Source organism: Mucilaginibacter ginsenosidivorax, assembly GCF_007971525.1.
In the GTDB taxonomy this organism is placed as follows: domain Bacteria; phylum Bacteroidota; class Bacteroidia; order Sphingobacteriales; family Sphingobacteriaceae; genus Mucilaginibacter; species Mucilaginibacter ginsenosidivorax.
Genome location: NZ_CP042437.1, coordinates 7548251 through 7572489 on the forward strand (window position 1 = coordinate 7548251; position 24239 = coordinate 7572489).

Consider the following 24239-nt stretch of genomic DNA (forward strand, 5'->3'; position numbering starts at 1 on the left):
GCTTATTCTAACGGCTTGAAAATATATTTTTCATCGTAATCTACTTCAAAATGGTCAAGAAATTGCTTATACTCTTCTAAAAAGTTTTTATGCCGATGATGTTCTTCCTGATTTTCGATATATAAAGCAACTTTTTTAATCTGAGACCGGGAATAAGAAAACGCCCCATAACCTTCCTGCCATTTGAATGGGGAATTATTAAATTTCTCTTCATTAATCCATTCAGATGATGAACCCTTTACCATTTTCATCAAGTCTGATAATGATTGGGTCGGCCTGAAACCGAAAAATAAGTGTAGGTGATCTGGCATGCTATTGATGCTTATCATCTTATGGCCGTTGTTTTTAATAATTCCGGTAATATATTTATGCAATTCCTCTTTCCATGTTGATTTGATGAGCGACTGCCTGAATTTTACAGCAATAACGCATTGAATATGAATTTGGGTATAGGTATTGGCCATTATTTTGATGTTTTAAGTGGCGTACCTACGGCACGCAAACCTTTGTTTATCCTTCTTTTACCGACATTAGACCCGTAGGGGTTGCTTATCGCTTTATAATGATACAAAAAAATCACAAACAAAAGCGTGAAGTAATTGATATCGTTTTTAAAAAGTTTGTAAATAGCGTACCTACGGCACGCAAAAGTCCTCCTCTATTTTCTACCGACATCAGACCCCGATGGGGTCACTATCTGATTTACATAGTATAAGAATCGAATCTGCGCATGCAAAATAACTCATTAGGAGTATAACGTCGGCGAAAAAAGAGGGATTATACTTGCTGCCGGTACTTCCAGTTAACGTTACCTACTCTATATACCTCAACATCGTACCTTCGCTTACAATGTGAGCATAATCAATTACACATCCCAAGTAACCCACATAAGGGCTAATTTTTAATCAACCATGCAAAATAACTCCGTAGGAGTCAAATGTCGGTAGATAACAAAAGGAAGGGCCTTGCGTGCCGTAGGTACGCCACTTGACAGACATACGTTACTCCATGTACTTCAACATCATGCGTTCGCTTACGATATTGGCGTCATCAATTACAGACTCCGGATAGCCCATAGATGCCAATATGGCTATTCCATTTTTGCTTTTAAGCAGGCCTTCTTTCAATTTGTAGTCGAATACCAGCGTCTTGCCCGATTTGGAATCTACAAACGAGTAAATGGCAAAATCTTCATCCAGTAATTCGGCCAGTTCAAGGTCATGGGTAGATACAAAAACAAAATTATCATTAGCAGTGATATATGATAATACCGATTTTGCGGCCGCAATCCGTTCAATGGTATTTGTACCTCTAAAAATTTCATCTATAATAACCAGGCTTTTAATTTCTTCGGCAGCACTGCTGCTGTCAACGATATTTAATATGGCCAATGCCTGTGCCTGGAAAAAGCTTTGCTGCTCTTCAATACTATCTGTTATTTTAATACTGGTTTGTATTTTTAAAAATGGGGCTTTATAAGCCTTGGCGCAGCTGGTAAATATAGTTTGGGCCAATAAAGTATTTATTGCTATTGCCTTAATAAATGTTGTTTTGCCCGACATGTTTGAACCGGTTATCAATGCTCCTTTATCTGCCCGTGTATACAAGGAATTAGGCACGCATCTATCCACCAACGGGTGGAATAGGTCTGTAATTTCCATTTTTGCATCCTTGCTAATAAATTCGGGCTTGTTATAAAATGGCAAACCTTCCCTTACCGATTGTATGGCTATCAGCACATCAATTTCGGCAACAAAGTTATATACCTTTTCGATGTCATCACGAAATTTGCCAATTTGGTTTATCGAATTGGTATAAATATGCGGCTCGAGCAGAAAAAGCACTTTAAAAAGCTGGAATACCGCATAACCCGGAGACCCAGAATCAACAACCAGCTCACTTTCAAAATTCACAATACTTAATGATCGTTTTAAACCAGCCAGGTTTAGGAGGCATTTTTTGATGTCGCTGGTATCGCCAATATCCGCGTATTTAACTAACCAAACCGCCACTTTGTGCATTATTAACAGTTGGGGTAACGAATCAGAATATTCGGCTGTTTTCTTTTTGCTTGCAAAATGAAATATAGTATTGTAACCTAACAACACTCCCAATATAATCAGGCTAACGGGATTAGGTATAACAATAAGTGATACAAGCGCTGCTAAAATTAAATACGGCACAATTTTAACATACAAAGCCATTACAGGCGCAAATAGCGGCGCATGAATTTTTAAAAACAAGTTGGGAATTTGATAGGCATTACTATGGCCGAGCTTTGAAAGCTCGAGTTCCAAAAATTCGCGGTTGGGTGCATCCGCGTTCAGTGATGTTACCTTGGCATCAAGCTTTAATAAATTATCAAGTGATGTTTCCGGGAAATGCAATCTCTTATATAGCAATTGCTTTCCTGGTTTCGAGTTAGTTCTGTCTATATAGTTAAAAACATTTTTAAGGTCAAGGTCATCTGCGGTTACCGCTGTTAATTTGCCCGCGGCCGAATCTGCATCAAGGTAAATTTTTATCAAATCAAAATTGCGCCGTGAGTTTACCGGTTTGGCCCATTTGTTTTTGATTTTCTCCAGGTTTTTCTCTTTAGCCCGTAATTTTCCAAAGTAAGATACTATGTATGAAATTGTTAGTACAATAGACAAAATTAGTACCGTAAAAATGATGTAATACATGCTTAAAAGAATAAAAAAGATTTAAACCCGTGGTTTATTTTCCAGTCAATATAAATGTAAACAAAGTTATTAACTAATAAATTTTTAAAGCGATGAAACTGATTAAAATTTCGATAGTAACCCTGGTTATATTATTTTCATTTCAATTTGCCAAAGCTCAAAGTATCTCTATTGGTGCATCTTTTGGATATGGTTATCCGCATCACAGGGTTATCGTGGCCGACGATTATCGCCCATACTACGCCGAACCCGTTTACTACGACCGCAGTGTTTATTACGGAAGACCACGATACTACGCATCCCGAAGCTATTGCAGGCCATACTACCACAGGGCATATTACAGGCCATTTTATGGCCACCGCCGCTGGTAATACGTAAATGATAACATTCAAAATAAACGCCTATTCCGGGACGCCGGATGGGTGTTTATTTTGAATAGTAAATCCATTTAATCCTCGTGAATGGCTGCATCATTTGCCATTTCAATTATTACGGTATCCAGGCGATCAAGTTCTACCATAATATACGATAAAGCGGTAGCATCACCCGGGTCATCTTTAAGCATTGCCGCAAGTCCTTTTAAATTGGCTACAGGGCTGCGCATAAAATGAGATTGTTTCCATGCCATTGTTTTTATGCGATTTATTTGATCATGAATTCGCTCATAAGCAGCTTTCAAGTCGCTTTCGGCATTTTTTCTTTCGGTAATGTCATAAAGCGATATCATCAGCCCTAATATCAGGTCATTGCTGTCTATAATTGGCAATAGCCTCACGTGATACCACGTCATATCACCATTGGGCTGCCGGTAATCAATTTCATAATTTACATGATGCCCGGTTAATACCTGGCCGGCAAATTTTTCAAACTGCGGAAACCGCTCAATGGGAAAATAATCTGGCGGCAAATGAGCTTCCTCCTGCCCTATAGCATATTGCGTTTTTACAAGCCTGGCTGCCATTGTGTTATATGCCAGTACACGCAGATTTTTATCAAACAGCGCATAAGCAGAATCGGTGGTATTTAAAATTGTTTGCAAGTTGGCTTCCGATTTTCGCAGTAACTCTTCCGATTTAATTTTTTCGGTAATATCATTTGCTAATGATAGCCGTACCGGCCGACCATTAAATACAATATCCTGGGTAATGATCTGAACATTAATTACAGATCCATCTTTCTTTTGGTGCTTAAAAATACCCTGATCTCCCGAGTCTGAAGTGTTTTTATTAAAACTATCAACCAATGCGCTCCAATCTTCTTCAATTCTAATATCCCTGGCATTCATCTGTAAAAACTCATCAATAGTATATCCGTAATGCCTTGATGCGGCCTTATTTGCTGCAATTATCGAAAGATCATCTTTCGATATCATCCACATAGGCAATGGGTTGCTGTCAAATAGCAATTTATATTTCAGTTCAGATTGGCGTAGTAGCTCCTCGGCCTCTTTTCGTTCCGTTATGTCTATCATCGATCCAATAATGGTGGGCTCGCCATTAATCGTCACCATGTTACCATAAAACTCTACCCAGTTTAATGACCCATCGGCCCGTTGGCCTATTGCCTCGTAATCAATACTGTCAATCTCTCCTTCTAAGCGTGCGCGGATGTGCTCTATGGCGATGTCCCTGTGTTGCTCGCTAACAACCATTGCTGCAGATGGGGCATTAACAAGTTCATCCTGGCTATAACCAAAAACCTGGGCAAAACGTGGGTTTACATAGGTAAATCTGCCTTTTTGAATAATGTAAATGCCCACCATTGATTTTTCGGCCAGTGTTCTGAATTTCAGCTCGGCAAGGCGTAGTTCAGTTTCCATTGCTTTACGGGCGGTAATGTCACGTGCTATAACCAAAATACGGTCATCTGAGAACTTTTTTACGTTTACTTCTACGTCGAAAACAGTACCGTCTTTCTTCAAAAAGCGGCGTTCTTTAATAGTAGCTTCGGTCAACTCATCCGGGCGTAATATGATGGGGTCAGCTTTCAGATGCTCGGGCTCAAGCAAATTTATTAAATTGAGCTGCAAAAGCTCTTCGCGCGCATAGCCTGTCATTTTGCACATGCTGGCATTAACTTCGGTAAAATTATTTTCGAAATTAAGTACATATATAGCATCTGAAGCGTGTTCAATAAGCAGGCGGTACCGGCGTTCACTTTCACCCAGCTTATCTACAAGCGCCGTTAGTTCAACGGATCGTTCTGCCACCCTTTTTTCAAGCGAACTGTTAATGGAAATAACTTCATTTTCTGCGGCAGAACGTTTTTCATCGATGCGGTTAAGCCATATTGCAGTAACAGCAACTACGGTAAGGCAAATGCCAAGCATAATGAGTGTTAGCATATATATGCTAACCTCAAGTGTAACCAGGTGGTTATACTGCGTTTTAAACCTCAGGAAACCTAAAACAATAAATATCAGCTCCAATGGTAAAAATAACTTACGTGCCATTTGATTACCCACCCTGTTACCGGTAAACAAATTAGTAAGGCCATATTGAGGATGTAAAAGCGAAGCGGCTATCGAAATTCCAAAAAACAATAACGCCGTAGGCACCGGCATAGAGCTTACATAGCTGAAGTTATAAAAGAGAGATAAACCGTATAAATAACCGATAATAGCAACTGTTGAAATAAGGGTAACAGCATGCAACATATATTGCCCCATTAGTTGCATTTTCCTTCGCTTAGTTACTATAAGCAAAAAGGCAAAACCCAACAATAAAGTACAAATGGAGGAATTTATAGTTGTGTAGCTATTATAGGTGTAGTTGGCACCGGTTATGATATCGTTACCCTTAACAAATAATTTATCGGTAGCGATATGAAACTGCAACAGATATTGCAGCAGCCCAAACAACCCAATTAATGCAACGATTAATGATAGCGCAATAACAACAGGGCTGACATGTTTTTTTGGCGGTTGTTGTAATAATAAAGTAGCTAAGCCCAGGAAACTAAGGCAAAGTGCAGTGCTGAATTTTACTGCTACATATTGAGGAACAAGTGTTTTAAGTGCATCAATATTCAAAAGCCATCCGCATACAACCAATACACCTGCCAATATGGTGAACAAGCTTACAAGGGTTATAAATCTGCTTTTTTGAGGATGGTACATTTAAAATAAAATATTCCTGCAAGCTATATAATTTACCAAAATATTTCGCTTTTATCAGGATACGGTTTGGGTTGTAAATTTATCGTGATAAAGTTATGATAAAATGAGTCTAAAGCTAATTTTATTGGGCGATGGGTTCAATTGGTAACAACCATCTTGATTAATAGACAAAAAAAACTCAACGTTATTGGTTAGACCGCCAGCAATTTATTTTTTTGGGTTAGAAAAAGAATGAAGTGCTTGCTGGGTAAAATCAGACAATACCAATTCGCCGCTAATAGCCGCCCTATCAGCTAATAGCGAATCCCAATCGTTGGTTCCTTCCCACAATAGCTTTTTTAGGGCAGCTAAGGCCACGGGATTATATGACACAAGTTTGTTCACCAATTCATCAACGGCAAAATCGAGAGCGGCTATATCCTCATAAACTTCGTTGTACAAGCCTTTTTCTTTTGCCCATTGCGCGGTTTGGAATTCAGTTGCCCGGAGAGTTAACTGCGAAAATGCGGCCAAGCCAACTTTGCGCACCACAGCCGGCGAAATTACAAACGGCCCTATCCCGATGGCAAGCTCACTTAGCTTTATTGCAGCAAATTGAGTAGCCAGGCAATAATCGGCAGCGGCGGCAAGGCCTACCCCGCCCCCAACGGCCTTCCCCTGCACACGGCAAATAACTATTTTGGTAGATTTACGGCACGCATTTATCACATCGGCAAAGCCCGTAAAAAATTTGCGACCTTGTTCCTTATCCTTTATCTGCATCAGTTCATCAAAGCTGGCACCGGCACAAAATGTACGATCGCCCCCGCTTTTTAATACAATAATTTTCACAGCGTCATCGGCAACTGCGTCCTGAATGCTCTTGGTAAGTTTTTGCAGCAAATGAGACGGAAGGGAATTTTGGGACGGGTGATAGAAACTAATGGTAGCCGTACCATTGGTACTTGTTATGCTTGATACATTTCCGTTATCGATGGCCGACATGTTTATAGGTATATAAATTGTGATTTGTTAACCAAATCAACACACCTCCAATATCAGAAGTATTTTATTTAACTGCAATTTTAGCCTAAAATAATTTGAAGGCCAAACCTGATGCTATAATTGGCTACACAAACGCATCTAATTGGGTTAACATAACTTAACACATTTCAGAGGTTTTTTTTATAAAAATTTAATAATCAATATTTTATATTTAAAACATGGTTAACATTAAACTGATATATTGTTTGATGCTTATGTCTGCCCCGACGCTATAAGGCCCTTACATTAGCTATTAGATATGTTTACCCTACTATAATTGGCAATTCAAAATAAAAGGTTGCACCTTTGCCCAATTCGCTCTCTACCCCTATTTTGCCATTATGATTATTTATAATCTCGGTACTAATATAAAGCCCCATGCCGAGACCGCTGGCCATGAATTTTTGGTCTTCAACCCGGTAAAAGCGTTCAAAAATACGCTCAATCTGCCCGGCAGATAACCCGATTCCAAAATCGGTGACGGATAGGCGCACGATGCTGTCATTAGCTTCGGTTTTGATAATTATCTTTTTGTTTAGCTGCGAGTATTTCACAGCATTGTTTATAAAATTCATAACCACCTGTTCCAATCTTTCAGCATTACCTGTAATTTTAAAAGGGGCAGTCGCCTGGTTTTCAAACTCATGCTGGGGATACATGTGCTGGGCGTTCTCCAGAGATGTTGCAACCAAATCGCGCAGGTGAACTTCTTCTATAGCGTATTCAAGCCTTCCCGCGTGTATTTTGCTTACATCGAGTAAATCATTTACCAGGCGCTGTAATTTATTCACAGCAATCCCGGCTTTTTCAATATATTGTTTAACAACCGGCGGCACGTGTTCCTTGTTATAGCCACTGATGAGCTGAATGTAGCCTTTTAAGCTGGTTAGCGGTGTTTTAAGTTCATGGCTGGCCACGCCTATAAATTCATCTTTGCGCTCCATTTCCTGTTTCTGATCTTCAATATCAGTAGCAGTGCCTACCCAAAAAACAATTTCGCCGTTATCACCCTTCAATGGCATAGCCCTGTTTAAATGCCAGCGGTATTTTCCGTCCCAGCGCAGATAACGGTTTTCTACTTCAAAAACAGCTCCCGTTTTCAATGAGTGCACATATTTATCTATAGTTACCGCCAGATCATCCGGATGGACTACGCGTTGCCAACCCCAACCTGCGGTCTCGGTAAATCGTAAACCTGTGTAATTATACCATTGCTGGTTAAAAAAATCAATTTCGCCGTCGGGCAGGTTTGTCCAGCTCATCTGCGGAATATTATCGCTTAGCAGTTTAAAATGCTCCCTGCTTATCAGCAGGTCTTTGGTACGCTCTTTTACTGTATCCTCAAGTTCGTTATTCAGTTTTTTGGTTTCTGCCTGTGCCGCAACAAGCTGATCATTTTTTACTTTGAGTTCCCATTCGGCTTCTTTTTGCGTCGTTAAATCGGTGAGAATCAAACTAAGTGACAGCCCTTCGTCGAGACTGAGCGTTGTACATGACAGTAAACAAGGGGTTAAATGGCCATTTTTATCTACTAACAATATCTCCCCTTTGCAATCTTCTTCCCAGCCATTATTAATCATGTAATTAAACCTTTCTGCAGAAATTTCGGGAATAAAAGTTTCAAACCTTAATCCAATTACCCGCTCTAAAGGCATATTCATCATCGTTGCAAAACGCGAATTGCTGTAAAGGATTATACCTTCCGTGTTCAGGGTGACGGCCCCCTCGTTCATTTTTTCGATAAAAACACGGTACGTCTGGTCGGCCGTTTTAAGCGTATATAATTGATGACCGGTATCATCTTTAACAATAAGTGCGTCAACCTGTCCATTCCGTATAGCATCAATAGTATCATTGGCTTCATCCAACTGAAACTGAAGCTCCCGAAAGCCTTTTAATAACTCGTCGTATGTTAATTTAGCAGGATTCATATTAATAATCAGTATATAAACCAAGGCCACGAAGTACCCTGGCGACATTACTCATATCGCCTATTAACCTGCGCTCGGTACCCGGCGCCTTTTTAATTAGCAGCGGCAGGGCAATAATCTGTTCACTTTCGGCAATTAACGGTTGTTGGTAAACATCTATAATCTCCAATTCATATTTGCCGGTCAAATACTGTTCGCAAATACCCTTTAAATTGGATATAGCGCGCGTTGAATTTGGCGAGGCTCCGGCTACAAACAAGCGTAACTGAAAAACACTCCCATCATCAAGGTTTAAATTCCGGGCCAAAGGTGGCAGTTGATCTTGTTCAGACATTATATTTTTTTTAGCGTGGCCTGATATTTAAACCTACCAGCACTTTTTCTTCGTTGGATAAATCGCCAATTATTTTCCTGATAGGCTCAGGCACCTTTCTTACCAGGGTGGGTATTGCAAATATTTGGTCGCCCTCTGCAAGTTGGGGTTGTACCAACAAATCTATTACCTCAATGGTATACTGGTCTTTTAAATATTCTTCGCAATATTTTTTAAGGTTGGCAAGTGCTGCTACAGATTTGGCTGTTTTACCGGCAACGTACAACCTCAATTCATATTTTACTGTTTCGTCTTCCATTGCATTTAACTTTTATTTTTATCAGCACCAGTAGTACCCCTGCGCATCCTCGTAATCTCTTCCCGGTTTTTCTCTATTATCTGCTGCTTTAATTCTTCCTCCAAATAAATTTTATTCAGCTCATCTTCAACCGATTCAAATTCGGCCTTTAAGCTGTTTATTTTTGATTCCAGCATCATTCGTTTACGCATAATCTCTTTGTCTTTACGCGATACGGCGAAATCTCTTAGCGCAAGCCCGGTTTTTTCTTTTAGTTTCTCGGCTTCACGCGCCGATCCGGTAAGTACGCCTTCAGGCCCAAGGTATACATCAACCAGGTCCAGCCCGTTATCGGTAATAACAAATTCACGCACCTGGTTACTATGTTTCATTCCACGAGATTTCATGATATACATTCCCCTGTTCCGTTCACCGTTGTACTCAATATCGCGCACCAACAGCCAGGCATCAACAAGCGAGGATACACCTTCGTCGGTTTGGTCGCTTATAATTGTATTAAGGGTTAGCGCCGTAAACATTACCGTAATTTGTTCCTCCTGCAAAAAATCTATCAGCCTTATCAGCATCGATTTCACTTCGCTTACCGAGCCAACGGTGATAAGGTTGGTTATTGGATCGAGAATAACGGCAGCGGGTTTAAATCTTTTAATGAGTTTATAAATAGCTACCAGATGCATTTCAAGGCCATATAAGGTGGGTCTTGATGCATAAAATTGCAGCAGGTTATTGTCAACGTGTTTTTGCATATCCACATTGATAGATTTCATATTCCTGATAATTTGTTTTGGCGACTCCTCGAAAGCAAAATACAGGCATCTTTTGCCACCATTACACGTTTCATTGGCAAAGTATGCCGCTATGCTGGTTTTGCCGGTACCAGCTGTGCCCGATACCAAAATACTGCTACCTTTAAAAAAACCATGCCCGCCAAGCATACTATCAAGTGCCGGAATACCAGAAGATACTCTTTGCGACGATACGTCTTTTCCCAGTTTTAAAGACGTAACCGGCAATACCGAAATTCCATCCTCGTCAATTAAAAAAGGATATTCGTTAGTTCCATGTTGCGAGCCGCGGTATTTAATTACCCTTAATCTGCGGGTAGAAATTTGATTGATAACGCGATGGTCAAGCAGGATAACGCAGTCAGAAACATACTCTTCCAGGCCCTGCCGGGTTAAAGATGGTCCTTCACCTTTTTCGCCGGTTATTATGGCTGTAACACCTTTACTTTTTAAAAAGTTAAATAGCCGGCGCAGTTCTGCACGAAGTATAGTTTGATCTGTTAAGCCCGAAAATAAATTCTCAAGTGTATCTAACACTACCCTTTTTGCACCAATTGAATCAATAGAATAGCCCAGCCTTATAAACAGCCCTTCCAGGTCATATTCGCCGGTTTCTTCAATCTCGCTACGGTCAATATGAACATGATCAATTTTTACCATATTATCAGTTTGCAGCTTATTCAGATCAAAACCTAACGAAGCTACATTCATAGCCAATTCCTCGGCCTTTTCCTCAAACGCCATAAAAATTCCAGGTTCATTAAACTCTGTTGCACCGCGAACGATAAACTCAAGCGACATTAGCGTTTTACCGCAGCCCGCTTCGCCGCATATTAGCGTTGGTCTGCCCTGGGGTAGCCCGCCACCGGTTATTTCATCTAAACCTGTTATACCCGTTTGACTTTTAGGTAACGAGGGGAAATTTGGCTTTTCTTCTTTTTTTACTTTACTCATTGTGAATAACGTTTTACTTTATACGTGCTATCAACGTATCTGCAATTTAATTGGTTAATAATGCAATACAGAGCCAATTTGTTTTATTGACAGAAATTTATTTGTTAGATTGTAGTTACTTTTTACGCGGTGAATATGGTATTATAGTGGCTTAGCTATAACCATTTATAGCAATAGTACGATAAGTAATCTTTTGATAAAACAAGATTCACGCTACTGAAAATAACTAACTTACAGATGTTATTCGGCAATATGTTTTCGCAATCCAATAAAACATAAGGCTGCGTATTTAGTTTATCACCATGTAAATTAAAGGACTATATTTATACACTTTTCCAGGTAAATGACCAACACTACAGAACAAAGTTTCCTAAATAACGAAAATATCTTTCGTATCCTCATAGAAGAGTCGCCAAGCCCGGTTGGTTTATATATAGGGCAAGATATGGTGATAAAAATTGCCAACAAATCCATTATCAAAATATTTGCAAAAGGCGATGATGTTGTTGGCAAACGTTATTTTGATTTATTGCCAGAGCTAAAAACACAGCCCGTTTTTGATATTCTTAATAATGTTTACCATACAGGGGTAGCTTACGAGGCAACAGAAGCGCGGGTTGATATTGTTGTAAATGGAAGCCTTGAAACATTTTACTTTAATTTTGTATTTACGCCGATAAAGAATAGCAACGGCCAGGTTTGGGGAGTTTTAAATACGGCTGCAGATGTTACGGAACTGGTATTAACCCGCCTAAAATTAAAAGAAAGCGAAGAACGTAAACAATTTACCTTACACGCTGCCGAAATAGGCACCTGGGATCTTTATCCACCCCAACAAATTGTGATTTGGGACGACCGCTGCAAAGAATTGTGTGGTTTTTTGGCAGGCGAGGAAGTAACGTATAACGATATTTTCAGGCACATCCATCCTGAAGATGAGTTTAGGGTTAGGGAGGCTGTCCAGAATGCGTACAATCCGCTGTCTGACGGTAATTACGATATAACATTCAGAACAATAAACCGGGATGGGAGCCTGAAGCATTGGATTCAATGTAAAGGCAAGGCTTATTTCGGACTGGATAACCAGCTTTGGCGTTTTGCCGGCATCATAATAGACGTTACCCGCGAGCAATTAGATAGACAAGAGCAACGAAAGTTGATAGCGCTGGTTGAAAACACCGCCGATACCATTGTACTCAGCGGCGATTCTGCCGATGTTACTTATATAAATAAGGCAGGTATCAATTTATTGGGTATAAATAATGATGCGGAAGCACCAACATCAGGCCTTGCTTATTTTCATGAAAATGACAGGCAAATTGTAACCAATAAAATATTACCTGCTATACAGCAAAACGGTGAATGGAGCGGCGAGATAAGATACAGGCATTTTGAAACAGGCGAAGCTATACCTGTATACATCAATTCGTTTAGTATCAATGATGGCTTTACAGATAAACCTATTGGTATGGCAACCGTTGCCCGCGATCTGAGGCCCGAAAAGAATGCCTATAATGAACAATACAAATTATTAACACTGATTGATCACAGCTCTGATTTTGTAAGCCTGTCCGATCTGGATGGCAATGTAAGTTATGTTAATGCTGCGGGGAGGCTTATGTTAGGCATAAAAAGCCAGCAGGAACTTGAGCGACATAATAGCGAATATTTAGTACAGTCGGAATTAGTTAAATTGGCCAATAACGTAAACAAGGGCCTGATGAAAGATGGCAAATGGTCGGGCGAGATCAATTTTAGACATTTTGAAACTGGCGAGGCAATCCCTGTTTACGGAACCACCATGCTGGTTTATGATTCGGTTACCGGTAAACCGCAAGGCCGCGCAACAATAGCGCGCGATATGCGCCGCGAAATTGCCGACAGGCAAGAACTGAACGAACAAATCAGGCAGTTTGAGTTTGTTACCGATTTTATGCCTGTACAATTATGGACAGCCAGTGCCGATGGTGATATTGATTATGTAAACCGGCGCACTACAGACTATTTTGGAACAGGCCAGGAACAGCTAATTGGTACATCGTGGCTAAGCCTGGTACATCCCGAAGATACCGAGGGATGTGTAGCCGCCTGGACATTATCTGTTAAAACCGGAAACATATACCAATACGAGTTTAGATTGCTCGATAAAAACCGGGTTTATAAATGGCACCTTGCACAGGCCTTGCCTTTTGTTAACGACGGAAAGATTGTGAAATGGTTTGGCACCAATACTGATATAGATGAGCAAAAGCAACTACAGCGTCAAAAAGACGATTTTTTAGGCATCGCAAGTCATGAGTTGAAAACGCCGGTAACCAGCATAAAAGCTTACGCGCAGGTGCTGGGTGCAATGCTTACCCGGGAGGGAGAAACAAAAAAGGCCGAAATGGTAGCAAGAATGGATGCCCAGGTAAACCGGCTTACTAATTTAATAGGCGATTTGCTGGATGTTACCAAAATAAACTCGGGCAGGTTACAATTTAATAAAGTATGGTTTGATTTTAACCAGGCAGTAAAAGAAACGATGGATGATTTGCAGCACACCACAAAAAAGCATAAGCTGGTGGCAGATTTTACCGAAACCGGCCATATTTACTCGGATAAAGACCGCATAAGTCAGGTAATCACCAACCTGATAACTAACGCGATAAAATATTCGCCACATACTGATCAGATAATTATAAGCACCCGGTTAAAAAACAACGAAGCTATTGCTTGTGTGCAGGATTTTGGCATAGGCATACCCGATAATAAAAAAGACAGGGTATTTGAACAATTTTACAGAGTTAGTGGCGACAAGCAACATACCTTCCCCGGTTTGGGATTAGGATTATATATCTCGTCGGAAATAATTAAACGTGAAGGTGGCCGAATGTGGGTAAACAGCGTTGAAGGAAAAGGATCTACTTTTTGTTTTGCTTTACCCGTTGAGGGGAATGAGCAATAAATTTTACCTTTTGACTAACAAAAGGTTTTGACATCTAATACAACTGCGTGATACAAAAACTGAAACATTAACTCCCATATAATGTTGTGTTTATATAATATATATATAGCCATGGGAGTATTACAACATATCCAGCATCAGATCTCGGCACTTAACGATCTGATCAAAATAAATAACGACCGCATTGCCGGTTATCAGAAAGCGTCGGACGATTCGACAGACAATGACCTGGTTTTGCTCTTCAACGAATATGTTGATCAAAGTAAAAGTAATGTAACCGAGTTAAAAGAATATATACTGTTTTTAGGCGGACAACCAACTGATGGAACTACATTATCAGGCAAATTTTATCACACCTGGATTAACCTGAAAGCTGTACTTATTAATAAAGACAGGCAGGGCATATTGGCGGATTGCGAATACGGCGAAGATGTAATCATCAAGGCATACAGAAAAGCGCAGGACGATAAGGAACTTATTTGGGAAGATGATAAAGTTGTAAATCTTTTGGCTTGGCAGCTGGAGGGTTTTAAAACATCACACCGAACTATTAAGGCATTACGTGAAGCTGTAAATATTTAACCGTTTTACTATGAATAGCTCCGATCATTCCTTTTTTGATGAGTATAAACCCTTACATGTGCCTCACGAATATTCGGCCTCGGCATGTGTGCAAAATAACGTTGTGTTTGCACTTGCCCAGTTAGGCGAGGCAACAGCTGGTGAGGTTGCCGCAAAGCTAAGCCTTCTTGAACCAGGCACACACCCCGAAACTCACCAAAAAAATGCCGACGATATACTTAATTACCTTTTTGATAAAGGATTGATAAAAGCAAACAATGTTGGCGGTCAATTGGCTTTTAATTTAAGCAAGATCAGGGAAGCTAACTCCGGCAAAGCCGATAGTCTTTTTAAGGATTAACCGGGTTTATTGGCTTAGCCGAAATGATGCTGTCTACAACAAACACGCTAACCCCCCGCCATGGCAGGGTATGGAGGTATTCTTTATAATGTAACTCCAGGTACGATCCGGCATTGTTGTTTAATTGTTGTGCCACTTTTTCATCGGTTACCGAAAACATAAATTCGTTTGAAGCTATGCTGCCCTGCGCTTGTGTACGTATGCCGTTTTGTATCAGCCTGCCTTCATACGTTTTGAACACGTATCCTTTTTTTACAAAATAATTCATGGTACCCGCCTTCGCACCCTCGCCAAAAACAAAATAAAAACGATAGTAAAAAAAACCTGCGAAAAGTAACAGTACTATTAATAAAAGAATTACCCTGGTTTTGATCTTCATGGATGGTATTTTTAATTAGTTAAAGCTACAAAAAGTTAAGATGTAGCATACGAAAAATCAGATAAAAAGGCTCTTCGATTCATAATTATTTCCTAAAGGTTAAATAAAAAATTTATTACTAATAATTACCCATATTGAGTTTAAACTCTAACTTTATCTGAGTTTATCAAAAATTAATAAAAATGCCCGCCGAATTATCGCCCGTTTTGCCAGATGAGATTTTCAAAATCATATTCGAAAAATCCCCGGGCTCGTTGTTGGTAAAGGCTGATGCACCGCATTTTACAATTATGGCGGCTAATGAAGCCTATTTAACCATAACAAATGCCACCCGCGAACTGATTATTGGCAAAAGCTTTTTCCGGGTATTTCCAGACGATGATGATGACCCTGAAGATGAAACAGGCGCCCGTAAAACATTTACCAAAGTAGTACAAACAGGGCAAAAAATTGATATCCCAAGTTATCGTTATGATACCCGCGACCCGGAAACCGGGGATTACCGGGTGAGGTATTGGTCATGTAGCAATGTGCCTTTTAATGGCCCCGATGGTAAGGTTGCTTATATTTTAAATACCATTGCCGAAATAACCGGCGAAGTAAACGCTAAAGAAGCTGCGATAGAAAGCGAAAACCGGTTGCGCCTTGCAGCCGAAGCCACGGGCTTTGCAACTTTTGATTGGGATTTTAAAGACGAAATAAGATTATGTTCGCCTCAGTTAGCCGAGTTACTTGGCCATCCGGCAAGCAGCAGGCTATCATCAATAGAAGCATTTCAAAAGCAGGTGCTGCCCGAAGATGCGCGGGTAATAACTAACGCCCTAAATGAGGCTGTAAAAACCGGCATTTATGCGTATGACGTAAGAGTAGTTTGGCCCGATGGAAGCATCCACTGGTTAAGCATCAAAGGCAAATTAGTTACCGCAGAGCGGCAAAAACCGGTCAGAATGCTGGGTACAGTTATTGATATAAGTGAAGTAAAGCGAGATGAGATAAGAAAAAATGATTTTATAGCCATGGCCAGTCATGAGTTAAAAACACCATTGACTTCCATTAAATCATATATCCAGGTACTTGCAAAAAAATTAGCTGCAAATAATGATGCTTTTGTTGATAATGCTTTAAGTAAAGCCAATAACCAGGTTAATAAAATGACCGATCTGATTCATGGTTTTCTTGATCTTTCGAAGCTGGAATCGGGCAAACTGCAGCTTAAACCCGAATTGTTTGATATGAACAGGCTTTTAGGCGATTGCATAGCCGAGTTGCTGCTGTCAACGTACAGCCATACAATAATTTTCGATAATTCACATATCGTAAACGTTACCGGGGATAAAGAAAAACTGGGCCAGGTTGTTGGCAATTTTTTGAGCAATGCTGTAAAATACTCGGCCAAGGGCACCAGGATTACAGTTAATAGTACCATTACCGATGGGTTGGTGACTGTAGCAGTTACTGATCAGGGCGTGGGCATTAAACTAAAAGATCATAAGAAGGTATTTCATCGTTTTTACCGGGTAGATAGTGAAAAAATAAAAAATGTCTCGGGCTTCGGCATAGGGCTTTACCTGTCGGCCGAGATTGTGCAAAGCCATAAGGGTAAAATTTGGGTTGAAAGTACCGAAGGGGCGGGTTCGACCTTTTATTTTAGTATCCCACTTTAACGACCTGTGCTTACAGGAGTTAATTTTAACTTTTTATACGACGATAACATAAACTGCACCAGGTCGGTCATATTTAATGGCGGCTGATTAGTGGTCACGCTCAGTTTCTTTTTATCGTTTTCAAAATCAATCTCAAAATAATAGTTAGGCGCATCAACTACCTGGTCTTGTTGTTGCCAGCCGTACATTTTTTTGAGTTCGCCATGCTTAATCCAATAATTCAAGGTATCAAGCTGAGTCCTGGATAATTTTCCGGTAAACTCTCCTTTATAAGGATCGGCATAATCCCCTCCTCTTAAATGATAATCGCCATTTGCCGAAATTGTGATTTCAAGCTGCGGACAATCTCCATGACAGGTTGACGATAAAAAGCGGATTGCCGAGAGTTTAACATCCTTATCATAACTGTTTTTAAAATTGGTAAATTCATAAGTGCCCGGGCCAGCCAGCTTAACAGCGTTGGAGTCGATAGCTTTGATATAAAGCCGGCTTTGGGTTAGGTTCCTTATCAGGAATTTAAAATTGGTTTTATGTTTAACCCTAAAGTTATCCGCGCTTGACGTATAAATGTCAGTCATGATCAAGGTATCTTTTACAATGGCATAATGACTTTTGAATTTATCGTTTCCAACAAAATTAAAGTTAACGCGGCCTTTTTGAAAATAGAGATGCCCCAGGTCTTTATTAATCCAACGGATAGAATCCAGCTGTACTTTTTGAGCGTGCAATCCGCCAAAAACAATAACAAATGCAAATAACAAAAAGCCGCGTTTTACCATTTAATATACTTATGAAATGCAGATTTATTTACAAACCCATATAATAGGATGTTAACGAAGGAAAATCATTAAACTTATGTTCATAGTCGTTAGTTTTTCCAAATCCGTAGCTCACAAATATAAAAGGTATACCGGCCATGCGTGTCTGCTCCGCGTCACCTTGTGTATCGCCCACATATACCGGTGCTTTAAGCCCATGTTTTTCAATCAGCAAATGCATATTATAGTGTTTGGGCATGTTGTTTTCGCCGTAGGCTATATAATCGGTAACATAATCGCCAATGTTTGCCCATGATATAAAAAGCGGGATAATGCCGACAGCACAGTTACTCAGCACAAAAATTTTATATTTTGTTGCCAATAATTTTAACCCATCTATAACGCCTTCGTACATATTGCCGCCACTTTGTGGTAATATCTGCCTCCTGGTTTCGTTTACATCCATGTATATTCCCTGCGCTATATTATCTTCAAAATCAGGCAGTATGGCCTTGGTTAGCTTACTTCCCTCCATTCCAATAAGGCCCAGCAGTTCGGTACGGTTTATTACTCTATCTATAGCAAGTTTTTCAAAGGTTAAATTCCATGATGTAGTATAAGTATCAACGGCATCCCAAAGGGTTCCGTCCATATCAAAAATGAGGCTATCAGGCTTCTGCATATATAGTTTTCAAGGGTTTTTGCTAAGATGTAAAATTAAGCTTAGGTATGAAAACGAAGTTCATACTTTCTTCATTATTAATCCCCACTTTTGAAATGTGATAAGGTGAATGTGGGCCAGCTTAGCAGGAGGTTGGTTCCATAGAGGTCTCCGCCGTAATACGCGGGGACTTTTTTATTTTATACCAAATCTGCTCCGTGAAAACACATTAATCGATAGTTATACTATCACCTACCCTATAAATTTCATGAAATTTGATGCTATGTTTATCAAAATGCTTTACATAAGCGCCATAGCGTTGCTTTATAAAAAATTCTTTAGCATAGCCATCATGAACCGGCAATATTTGTTTTGGCTGTAGTTTGTCGGCAAAACCCGAAATTCTAACCTCGTTGGCAAAAGGCGCCATGGTTACCATAAGCAACAACTCAATTCCTTTATATTCCAAAAGCTTATCTTCCATGGAGTCAACAGGGTGCAGTACTTTGTCGTTGATGATAAAGCCGGTCATCTGTGGCAAGGGATTGTCCATAATTAGCTCATGGGTAACGGGGATAGCTTTCAATATAAAAGGGCCGAAATTTTGTGTGCCTTCTTCAAACAGGGTGTAAACTATACCGGCTTTATCCAGCTCGTGCCCTACCTGGCTGTTGGTTATCACTATGGCGCCGCGCAAATCCAGTATACTCTTCAAAATTTCCAGGTCGTAATGATCGGGATGGATATGCGTTATCACAATGGCTTTTACATCCGCAAACATTTGTGCGGTAACCTCGCCCTCGGCAAAAGAGAATTTACCAGGATCAAATAATAACTTATAATCGTCCAATTCAAATACAAGGCAGGAATGGAGGTATTTAGTGATTTTCATAACACGATGTAATAATTAACACGATTTGCAGGATTAGCTTTAACATAGTATACACCCAACAGGCACAATAAGTTTAATAATTTTTACACAAGTAAAAGCACCAAACATGCCTTAAAATCCTGTTAATCCTGTAAACTCATCAAATGGTGTTCAAATCCCAAAATCTTGTTTATAGTAACTCCGTCGCCAAATTCGCCAATTCACTCCGTTCCCCTTTTTGCAAGGTGATGTGGGCGTACAGCGGGTGGCCTTTTGCTTTATCAATCAGGTACGATAAGCCATTACTCTCGGCATCAAGATAAGGTGTATCAATCTGGTAAATATCGCCTGTAAAAACAAACTTGCTGTTTTCGCCTGCGCGGGATATGATGGTTTTTACCTCGTGCGGGGTAAGGTTTTGCGCTTCGTCGACAATAAAGAAGATTTTACTTAGCGTACGGCCGCGGATAAAAGCCAGCGGGGCTATGGATATTTTATCGTTGCTTACCAGCTCATCAATTTTAGCCTGCATTTTATCGTCATCGGCAAACTGATCTTTAATAAATTTTAGATTATCCCAAATGGGGGCCATATAAGGGTCAATCTTTGATTTGATATCTCCCGGTAAAAAACCAATATCTTTATTACTTAATGGTACTATAGGGCGGGTAACAAAAATCTGGCGGTAATATTTGCGCTGCTCCAGTGCACTGGCCAGTGCCAGCAGGGTTTTACCTGTGCCGGCATTACCCTGTATAGTTACCAGTTTAATATCCGGATGCAGTAAAGCATGTATAGCAAAAGCCTGCTCGATGTTTCGGGGCGATATATTGAATACAGGCTGTTCGGTAACTTTTTCCAGCTGCCGGGTCTGGGCGTTATAAAAACCAGATACATCGCTTTTTTTGCCTTTTAGTATATAAAAGTGATTGTTGGTATACTGTGGTACGTTTAGGCTTTCGGCAGGCAGGTTTTCCTGCTTATTGAACTGGGAGATTAGCTTTTCGGTAACCTTATCTACATCCGTTTTGCCGGTGTATAGCTCGGCAAGGTTTTTAATTTTACCGGTTTCGTAGTCCTCGGCATGTAAGTTAAGTGATTTTGCTTTAAGCCTGAGGCAGATATCTTTTGATACCAAAACCACTTTTTTAGTGGGGTATTCTTCCTGCAGACCCAGTGCAACGTTTAATATGCGATGGTCTATCTTGTCCGATCCAAAAACTTCTTCGGCGTTGTTGGCCGTGGTTTTTATATCCATGGCTACTTTAAAACTGCCTTTACTTTTCCCGTTCAGCGGAACCCAATCGTTCACCAGGTTGTTTTTTGAAAGGTCATCCATCAGGCGGATAAAGCTCCGGGCCTCAAAATTCCGGGTATCGTTGCCGTTTTTTTTATTGTCCAGCTCTTCCAATACCTGTATGGGTATGGCTACATCATGCTCCTGGAAATTTTGAAAGGCGTTGTGATCATACAGGATCACGGAGGTATCTAAAACGAATATCTTCTTCTGGTTACGCTGGCCGTCCTTATTCATATCCTACTAAATTAGGTTTTTTAACCTTTGTTCAAAATGAAAAACATTCTGAAAACAAAAAAACCTTATAAAAGCGAAAACGGGAGCCTCCTCTTGCGATTTGAACTCCCGTTTCCAAACCCCTGTTCAACCGTAGTTTCCCAGTGGCATCAAGTTTTGTGTATCTTTAACCGATATGCCTTTGTCTGTCGTTCTCGCGAACTACCGACTACCGCGATATCCCCCAGTTCTGTTTTGGCTCTCCGTAAAGCTCCGCATCGTTCCTGGTACCTCCTTTAATCACAATCTTTTTTCAAAGACTTTCGTAATTTTCATTTTTTCATGTGACTCAGTGAACTTCTTTTGATCTTTAGCTCCTCCGAAGATTCGCCCGATTCAATTTCTGTTTTCCTGAAAGGTTGTCAAAGTACGTCGTTCTTGATGATTACAATATAGGGACTAAAAGGCACCTTTGTCAAGTAAAAAATAAATTTGTTATATACATGTTATTAACAATTCATGTTAATAATAAATAAATTACAAATTACTCATTATTAATACTTTAAGTAGTTAAATCTACTTTAAACTTCAGGTTATCAACATAAAACTTATTAACAAAAACAGCCCAAAAAGTCACTTTGCCGCATTTGTAAAAAGCGTAAAATCATTAAAACGTTAAATTTTTTCTGTTAAATGCCGCCAATATCTTTTCGGAATGTGTCTTAAATGAAGTTTTGTATTTTTCCTGGCTACAATATTTACATTGGTAAAATAGCTTTTCCAAAGTTGCTGATAAACCTGCTCATCATCAGTAAAGATATTCTCTACCTCCGAAGATTTATTAACTTCCGAAAAATCAAGGGTGATATACTGCGTATCATGAAGATCATAATGAATACCGTACCGGCGCTTAATATCGTAAATAATCCATTTTTGGTCGGTATATCGGTTTTTAAAATGCCTGATAAGTAAGGGAAGTACATTAAAATCCGGTTCCACGGCAGCATAATAAATTCCGTCCTTCAGTTTTCGGAAACGGATAAAGGCTTCCATCCTATGCTTTTCCCGTCTCACCATCTTCAAAATCTCCGATAAGCGCATCACGTATTTATTGCCATAATCCTCTTCAATGTTTACATCAGTATCAAAAACATACCGGATAAACCCAACAATGGCGTTCTCTTCATTGTCCATTTCGGCCATATGGGCAATGTACAGGCGTTGAATACCGGCGGCCGAGAGTTTTTTTCTCAGCCCTTTCAGCACCCTGGTGGCGCGGCGTTCATCTGTTATTACCTGTAACACTTCTTCAAACATAGCACTGCTGCGCCACTCCCCCTTTATCAGCTTTACGTGAAACAGTTTGCGGTCGTATATCTCAAATACGGCAGTAAGCAAACCTTCAAATGTTCCATCGTAAACAAGTGTATACATCGTCAAAACAGGTTAAGTTGGGTTTGCGTGTTTTTAATGTATTTGCTTTGCGATTCGGCCAGGATAAATTGTTTGATGTTGTTACCGGTTAAGTCACGGCGTTCAAACTCATTACTCTTGCAAATAATAAAGTACCTGGCGCGATTAAGGGCTACTCCTATCTTTTTTAATTGTTCCCAGCTTAATTTAGCAAACTTGCGTGCGCTTACTATTTTTTGTGCCGATAGTAACCCGATACCGGGCACACGTAAAATCATTTGCACATCAGCTTTATTAATATCGATAGGGAACGCCTGCATATTACGGATGGCCCAACTTAATTTGGGGTCGATATCCAGGTCGAGCAAGGGATTTTGAGTGTTTACTATTTCATTCACATGAAAACCATAAAAACGCATCAGCCAATCGGCCTGGTAAAGGCGGTTCTCTCGCACCATGGGCACCGATGTATTCAGGGCGGGTAAACGCTTATCGGCCAAAACCGGCACATAACCCGAATAATAAACACGTTTCAGGTTGAAATTTTTATAAAAATAACTGGCCGACTGTAACACCTGCTGATCACTTTCGGGAGTGGCGCCAATAATTACCTGGGTACTTTGGCCGGCGGGCGCAAACAGGGGCGCTTTTTTAAAAAATTTCTTTTCTTCGGTCCGCAGGATGATCTCGTTTTTCAGGAAATTCATCGGGTTTATCATATCCTGCCGGTTTTTTTCGGGAGCCAACAATTTCAATCCGGCCTCGGTAGGCATTTCCAGGTTTATACTTAACCTATCGGCATACAAACCGGCCTCGCGCATCAACTCGTCACTTGCACCGGGGATTGATTTTAGGTGAATGTACCCGTTAAAGTTACCTTCGGTGCGAAGCTTTTTAGCTACCCTTACCAAACGCTCCATGGTATAATCGGCATCTTTAAAAATACCCGAACTTAAAAACAATCCCTCGATATAATTGCGCCGATAAAAATTAATAGTAAGGTCAACAACTTCCTGAACCGTAAATGCGGCCCGTTTGATATCGTTGTTTTTGCGTGACACGCAATACGCGCAGTCAAAAATGCAGTGATTGGTAAGCAGAATTTTAAGTAACGAAACACATCGCCCATCCTCCGTATAACTATGACAGATACCATTGCTGGCATTGCCGAGGCCTTTATTTTCATTTTTACGCTTGCTGCCGCTCGAGGCGCATGACACATCATATTTGGCGGCATCGGCCAAAATATTCAACTTCTCTGTTATCCTTTCTGCATTCATATCAATTCAAAAATACTAATAATTTTAGCAATTTTAAATAATTGGGGATTTATTTTCTGAATCCTGGTAAAGCAGCTTATGGAGATTTTACCCGCAATTTTTTTACCCCCCCCCAAAAATTTAATAAATCTGCTAAATGCCCGGTCCAGGCTAATCTCAATTTCGACAAACATAACAAGCTGTTCTTGGTTGGTTTTAAAAAGAGTTTTGAATCATGGAAAAAGTATATACAGCTGTAGTAACAGCAAAAGGCGGTCGTGATGGCCATATAAAATCTGAAGACGGTGTAATAGATATGGAGCTGAAAGCTCCGACAGCTATGGGAGGCGAAGATGGTTACCCTAACCCCGAACTACTGTTTGCCGGCGCATGGGGTGCTTGTTACCTAGGCGCGCTTGGTTCGGTAGGCATCAGGGATGGCGTAAACGTTACCCAGGCTATGGTTGATGTACATATTACTTTTAATAAGGAAGGTGTATCATCATACGCGCTATCTGCCGAGCTTCACGTGCATATTCCGGGCATTGATTGGGATGTGGCCCAAAAACTGGCTGATGCCGCACACAAGGGTTGCCCGTATTCAAAAGCAACACGGGGTAATATTGAAGTAAAGGTGATAGCCGATTGATTTGGCAGGCATTTTTTAAAGCAAAAAGCGGATGAGGTTGCCCTCATCCGCTTTTTGCTTATTATATTTAAGATTG

General features: G+C 40.2%; 21 protein-coding genes. 6 read left to right on the forward strand and 15 right to left on the reverse strand.

Annotated features, from left to right (window positions below; all coding sequences use genetic code 11):
- Positions 1-2: 2 nt before the first annotated feature.
- Entirely contained in the window at positions 3-464 is a 462-nt protein-coding gene (gene tnpA / locus FSB76_RS31025; protein WP_147060475.1) for an IS200/IS605 family transposase, read from the reverse strand.
- Positions 465-1001: 537 nt separating this feature from the next.
- Positions 1002-2684: a MutS-related protein gene (locus tag FSB76_RS31030; RefSeq protein WP_147060477.1), complete on the reverse strand. Its 1683-nt coding sequence runs from the start codon at positions 2682-2684 to the stop codon at positions 1002-1004.
- A gap of 92 nt (positions 2685-2776) precedes the next feature.
- On the opposite strand from FSB76_RS31030, the gene FSB76_RS31035 reads away from it, so the two are divergent.
- Positions 2777-3055: a hypothetical protein gene (locus FSB76_RS31035; RefSeq protein WP_147060479.1), complete on the forward strand. Its 279-nt coding sequence runs from the start codon at positions 2777-2779 to the stop codon at positions 3053-3055.
- Between the two features lie 77 nt (positions 3056-3132).
- On the opposite strand, the gene FSB76_RS31040 is transcribed toward FSB76_RS31035, so the two are convergent.
- The 6 genes from FSB76_RS31040 to kaiC all read right to left on the reverse strand — a co-directional run bounded on the left by FSB76_RS31040 (position 3133) and on the right by kaiC (position 11127).
- Positions 3133-5802: a PAS domain-containing protein gene (locus FSB76_RS31040; RefSeq protein ID WP_147060481.1), complete on the reverse strand. Its 2670-nt coding sequence runs from the start codon at positions 5800-5802 to the stop codon at positions 3133-3135.
- A gap of 207 nt (positions 5803-6009) precedes the next feature.
- Positions 6010-6786, reverse strand: coding sequence for an enoyl-CoA hydratase/isomerase family protein (locus FSB76_RS31045; protein ID WP_147060483.1), 777 nt, complete (start codon positions 6784-6786; stop codon positions 6010-6012).
- 302 nt (positions 6787-7088) lie between these two features.
- On the reverse strand, positions 7089-8756 hold the full coding sequence (locus FSB76_RS31050) for a PAS domain-containing sensor histidine kinase (RefSeq protein ID WP_147060485.1): 1668 nt from the start codon (positions 8754-8756) through the stop codon (positions 7089-7091).
- A 1-nt stretch (position 8757) separates the two neighbouring features.
- A complete protein-coding gene (locus FSB76_RS31055) occupies positions 8758-9090 on the reverse strand; it encodes a circadian clock KaiB family protein (RefSeq protein WP_147060487.1) in 333 nt (110 codons plus the stop codon).
- 10 nt (positions 9091-9100) lie between these two features.
- The gene (locus FSB76_RS31060; protein WP_147060489.1) at positions 9101-9388 is read right to left on the reverse strand and encodes a circadian clock KaiB family protein; all 288 of its coding nucleotides are present in this window, start codon (positions 9386-9388) and stop codon (positions 9101-9103) included.
- Positions 9389-9393: 5 nt separating this feature from the next.
- Positions 9394-11127 (reverse strand): circadian clock protein KaiC, encoded by a 1734-nt coding sequence (kaiC, locus tag FSB76_RS31065; protein WP_147060491.1) that lies wholly within the window; start codon positions 11125-11127, stop codon positions 9394-9396.
- 343 nt (positions 11128-11470) lie between these two features.
- Between kaiC and FSB76_RS31070 the strand changes: the two genes are divergently transcribed.
- From FSB76_RS31070 to FSB76_RS31080, 3 genes are all read left to right on the forward strand, one after another.
- Positions 11471-14074, forward strand: coding sequence for a PAS domain-containing protein (locus tag FSB76_RS31070; protein ID WP_147060493.1), 2604 nt, complete (start codon positions 11471-11473; stop codon positions 14072-14074).
- Between the two features lie 111 nt (positions 14075-14185).
- On the forward strand, positions 14186-14656 hold the full coding sequence (locus FSB76_RS31075; protein ID WP_158643022.1) for a ferritin-like domain-containing protein: 471 nt from the start codon (positions 14186-14188) through the stop codon (positions 14654-14656).
- Positions 14657-14666: 10 nt separating this feature from the next.
- Positions 14667-14996 (forward strand): hypothetical protein, encoded by a 330-nt coding sequence (locus FSB76_RS31080; RefSeq protein ID WP_147060497.1) that lies wholly within the window; start codon positions 14667-14669, stop codon positions 14994-14996.
- On the opposite strand, the gene FSB76_RS31085 is transcribed toward FSB76_RS31080, so the two are convergent.
- Positions 14986-15375, reverse strand: coding sequence for a hypothetical protein (locus FSB76_RS31085; protein WP_147060499.1), 390 nt, complete (start codon positions 15373-15375; stop codon positions 14986-14988). The genes FSB76_RS31080 and FSB76_RS31085 overlap by 11 nt on opposite strands.
- A gap of 182 nt (positions 15376-15557) precedes the next feature.
- On the opposite strand from FSB76_RS31085, the gene FSB76_RS31090 reads away from it, so the two are divergent.
- Positions 15558-17039, forward strand: coding sequence for a PAS domain-containing sensor histidine kinase (locus FSB76_RS31090; RefSeq protein WP_147060501.1), 1482 nt, complete (start codon positions 15558-15560; stop codon positions 17037-17039).
- Here the strand turns inward: FSB76_RS31090 and FSB76_RS31095 are convergent.
- From FSB76_RS31095 to FSB76_RS31120, 6 genes are all read right to left on the reverse strand, one after another.
- Positions 17036-17818: a DUF6438 domain-containing protein gene (locus FSB76_RS31095; protein ID WP_147060503.1), complete on the reverse strand. Its 783-nt coding sequence runs from the start codon at positions 17816-17818 to the stop codon at positions 17036-17038. The genes FSB76_RS31090 and FSB76_RS31095 overlap by 4 nt on opposite strands.
- A 28-nt stretch (positions 17819-17846) precedes the next feature.
- Entirely contained in the window at positions 17847-18479 is a 633-nt protein-coding gene (locus tag FSB76_RS31100; protein ID WP_147060505.1) for an HAD family hydrolase, read from the reverse strand.
- Positions 18480-18687: 208 nt separating this feature from the next.
- Positions 18688-19350 (reverse strand): MBL fold metallo-hydrolase, encoded by a 663-nt coding sequence (locus FSB76_RS31105; protein ID WP_147060507.1) that lies wholly within the window; start codon positions 19348-19350, stop codon positions 18688-18690.
- Positions 19351-19519: 169 nt separating this feature from the next.
- A complete protein-coding gene (locus tag FSB76_RS31110) occupies positions 19520-20863 on the reverse strand; it encodes a PhoH family protein (RefSeq protein WP_147060509.1) in 1344 nt (447 codons plus the stop codon).
- A 654-nt stretch (positions 20864-21517) separates the two neighbouring features.
- Positions 21518-22276 (reverse strand): TIGR03915 family putative DNA repair protein, encoded by a 759-nt coding sequence (locus FSB76_RS31115; protein ID WP_147060511.1) that lies wholly within the window; start codon positions 22274-22276, stop codon positions 21518-21520.
- Between the two features lie 2 nt (positions 22277-22278).
- Positions 22279-23535: a putative DNA modification/repair radical SAM protein gene (locus FSB76_RS31120; protein ID WP_147060513.1), complete on the reverse strand. Its 1257-nt coding sequence runs from the start codon at positions 23533-23535 to the stop codon at positions 22279-22281.
- A 214-nt stretch (positions 23536-23749) separates the two neighbouring features.
- On the opposite strand from FSB76_RS31120, the gene FSB76_RS31125 reads away from it, so the two are divergent.
- Positions 23750-24163 carry an Ohr family peroxiredoxin gene (locus tag FSB76_RS31125; protein WP_147060515.1) on the forward strand — a complete coding sequence of 138 codons (414 nt, stop codon included), beginning with the start codon at positions 23750-23752 and terminating at the stop codon, positions 24161-24163.
- Positions 24164-24239 lie beyond the last annotated feature (76 nt).

Excerpts from the sequence above, each read along its gene's own strand:
- FSB76_RS31105 (WP_147060507.1), bottom strand. The coding sequence starts at position 19,350 with ATGAAAATCACTAAATACCTCCATTCCTGCCTTGTATTTGAATTGGAC.
- FSB76_RS31040 (WP_147060481.1), bottom strand. The coding sequence starts at position 5,802 with ATGTACCATCCTCAAAAAAGCAGATTTATAACCCTTGTAAGCTTGTTC.
- FSB76_RS31100 (WP_147060505.1), bottom strand. The coding sequence starts at position 18,479 with ATGCAGAAGCCTGATAGCCTCATTTTTGATATGGACGGAACCCTTTGG.
- FSB76_RS31075 (WP_158643022.1), top strand. The coding sequence starts at position 14,186 with ATGGGAGTATTACAACATATCCAGCATCAGATCTCGGCACTTAACGAT.
- FSB76_RS31085 (WP_147060499.1), bottom strand. The coding sequence starts at position 15,375 with ATGAAGATCAAAACCAGGGTAATTCTTTTATTAATAGTACTGTTACTT.
- FSB76_RS31035 (WP_147060479.1), top strand. The coding sequence starts at position 2,777 with ATGAAACTGATTAAAATTTCGATAGTAACCCTGGTTATATTATTTTCA.
- FSB76_RS31090 (WP_147060501.1), top strand. The coding sequence starts at position 15,558 with ATGCCCGCCGAATTATCGCCCGTTTTGCCAGATGAGATTTTCAAAATC.
- FSB76_RS31095 (WP_147060503.1), bottom strand. The coding sequence starts at position 17,818 with ATGGTAAAACGCGGCTTTTTGTTATTTGCATTTGTTATTGTTTTTGGC.
- FSB76_RS31050 (WP_147060485.1), bottom strand. The coding sequence starts at position 8,756 with ATGAATCCTGCTAAATTAACATACGACGAGTTATTAAAAGGCTTTCGG.
- kaiC (WP_147060491.1), bottom strand. The coding sequence starts at position 11,127 with ATGAGTAAAGTAAAAAAAGAAGAAAAGCCAAATTTCCCCTCGTTACCT.
- FSB76_RS31045 (WP_147060483.1), bottom strand. The coding sequence starts at position 6,786 with ATGTCGGCCATCGATAACGGAAATGTATCAAGCATAACAAGTACCAAT.
- FSB76_RS31055 (WP_147060487.1), bottom strand. The coding sequence starts at position 9,090 with ATGTCTGAACAAGATCAACTGCCACCTTTGGCCCGGAATTTAAACCTT.
- FSB76_RS31110 (WP_147060509.1), bottom strand. The coding sequence starts at position 20,863 with ATGAATAAGGACGGCCAGCGTAACCAGAAGAAGATATTCGTTTTAGAT.
- FSB76_RS31120 (WP_147060513.1), bottom strand. The coding sequence starts at position 23,535 with ATGAATGCAGAAAGGATAACAGAGAAGTTGAATATTTTGGCCGATGCC.
- FSB76_RS31115 (WP_147060511.1), bottom strand. The coding sequence starts at position 22,276 with ATGTATACACTTGTTTACGATGGAACATTTGAAGGTTTGCTTACTGCC.
- tnpA (WP_147060475.1), bottom strand. The coding sequence starts at position 464 with ATGGCCAATACCTATACCCAAATTCATATTCAATGCGTTATTGCTGTA.
- FSB76_RS31080 (WP_147060497.1), top strand. The coding sequence starts at position 14,667 with ATGAATAGCTCCGATCATTCCTTTTTTGATGAGTATAAACCCTTACAT.
- FSB76_RS31070 (WP_147060493.1), top strand. The coding sequence starts at position 11,471 with ATGACCAACACTACAGAACAAAGTTTCCTAAATAACGAAAATATCTTT.
- FSB76_RS31125 (WP_147060515.1), top strand. The coding sequence starts at position 23,750 with ATGGAAAAAGTATATACAGCTGTAGTAACAGCAAAAGGCGGTCGTGAT.
- FSB76_RS31030 (WP_147060477.1), bottom strand. The coding sequence starts at position 2,684 with ATGTATTACATCATTTTTACGGTACTAATTTTGTCTATTGTACTAACA.
- FSB76_RS31060 (WP_147060489.1), bottom strand. The coding sequence starts at position 9,388 with ATGGAAGACGAAACAGTAAAATATGAATTGAGGTTGTACGTTGCCGGT.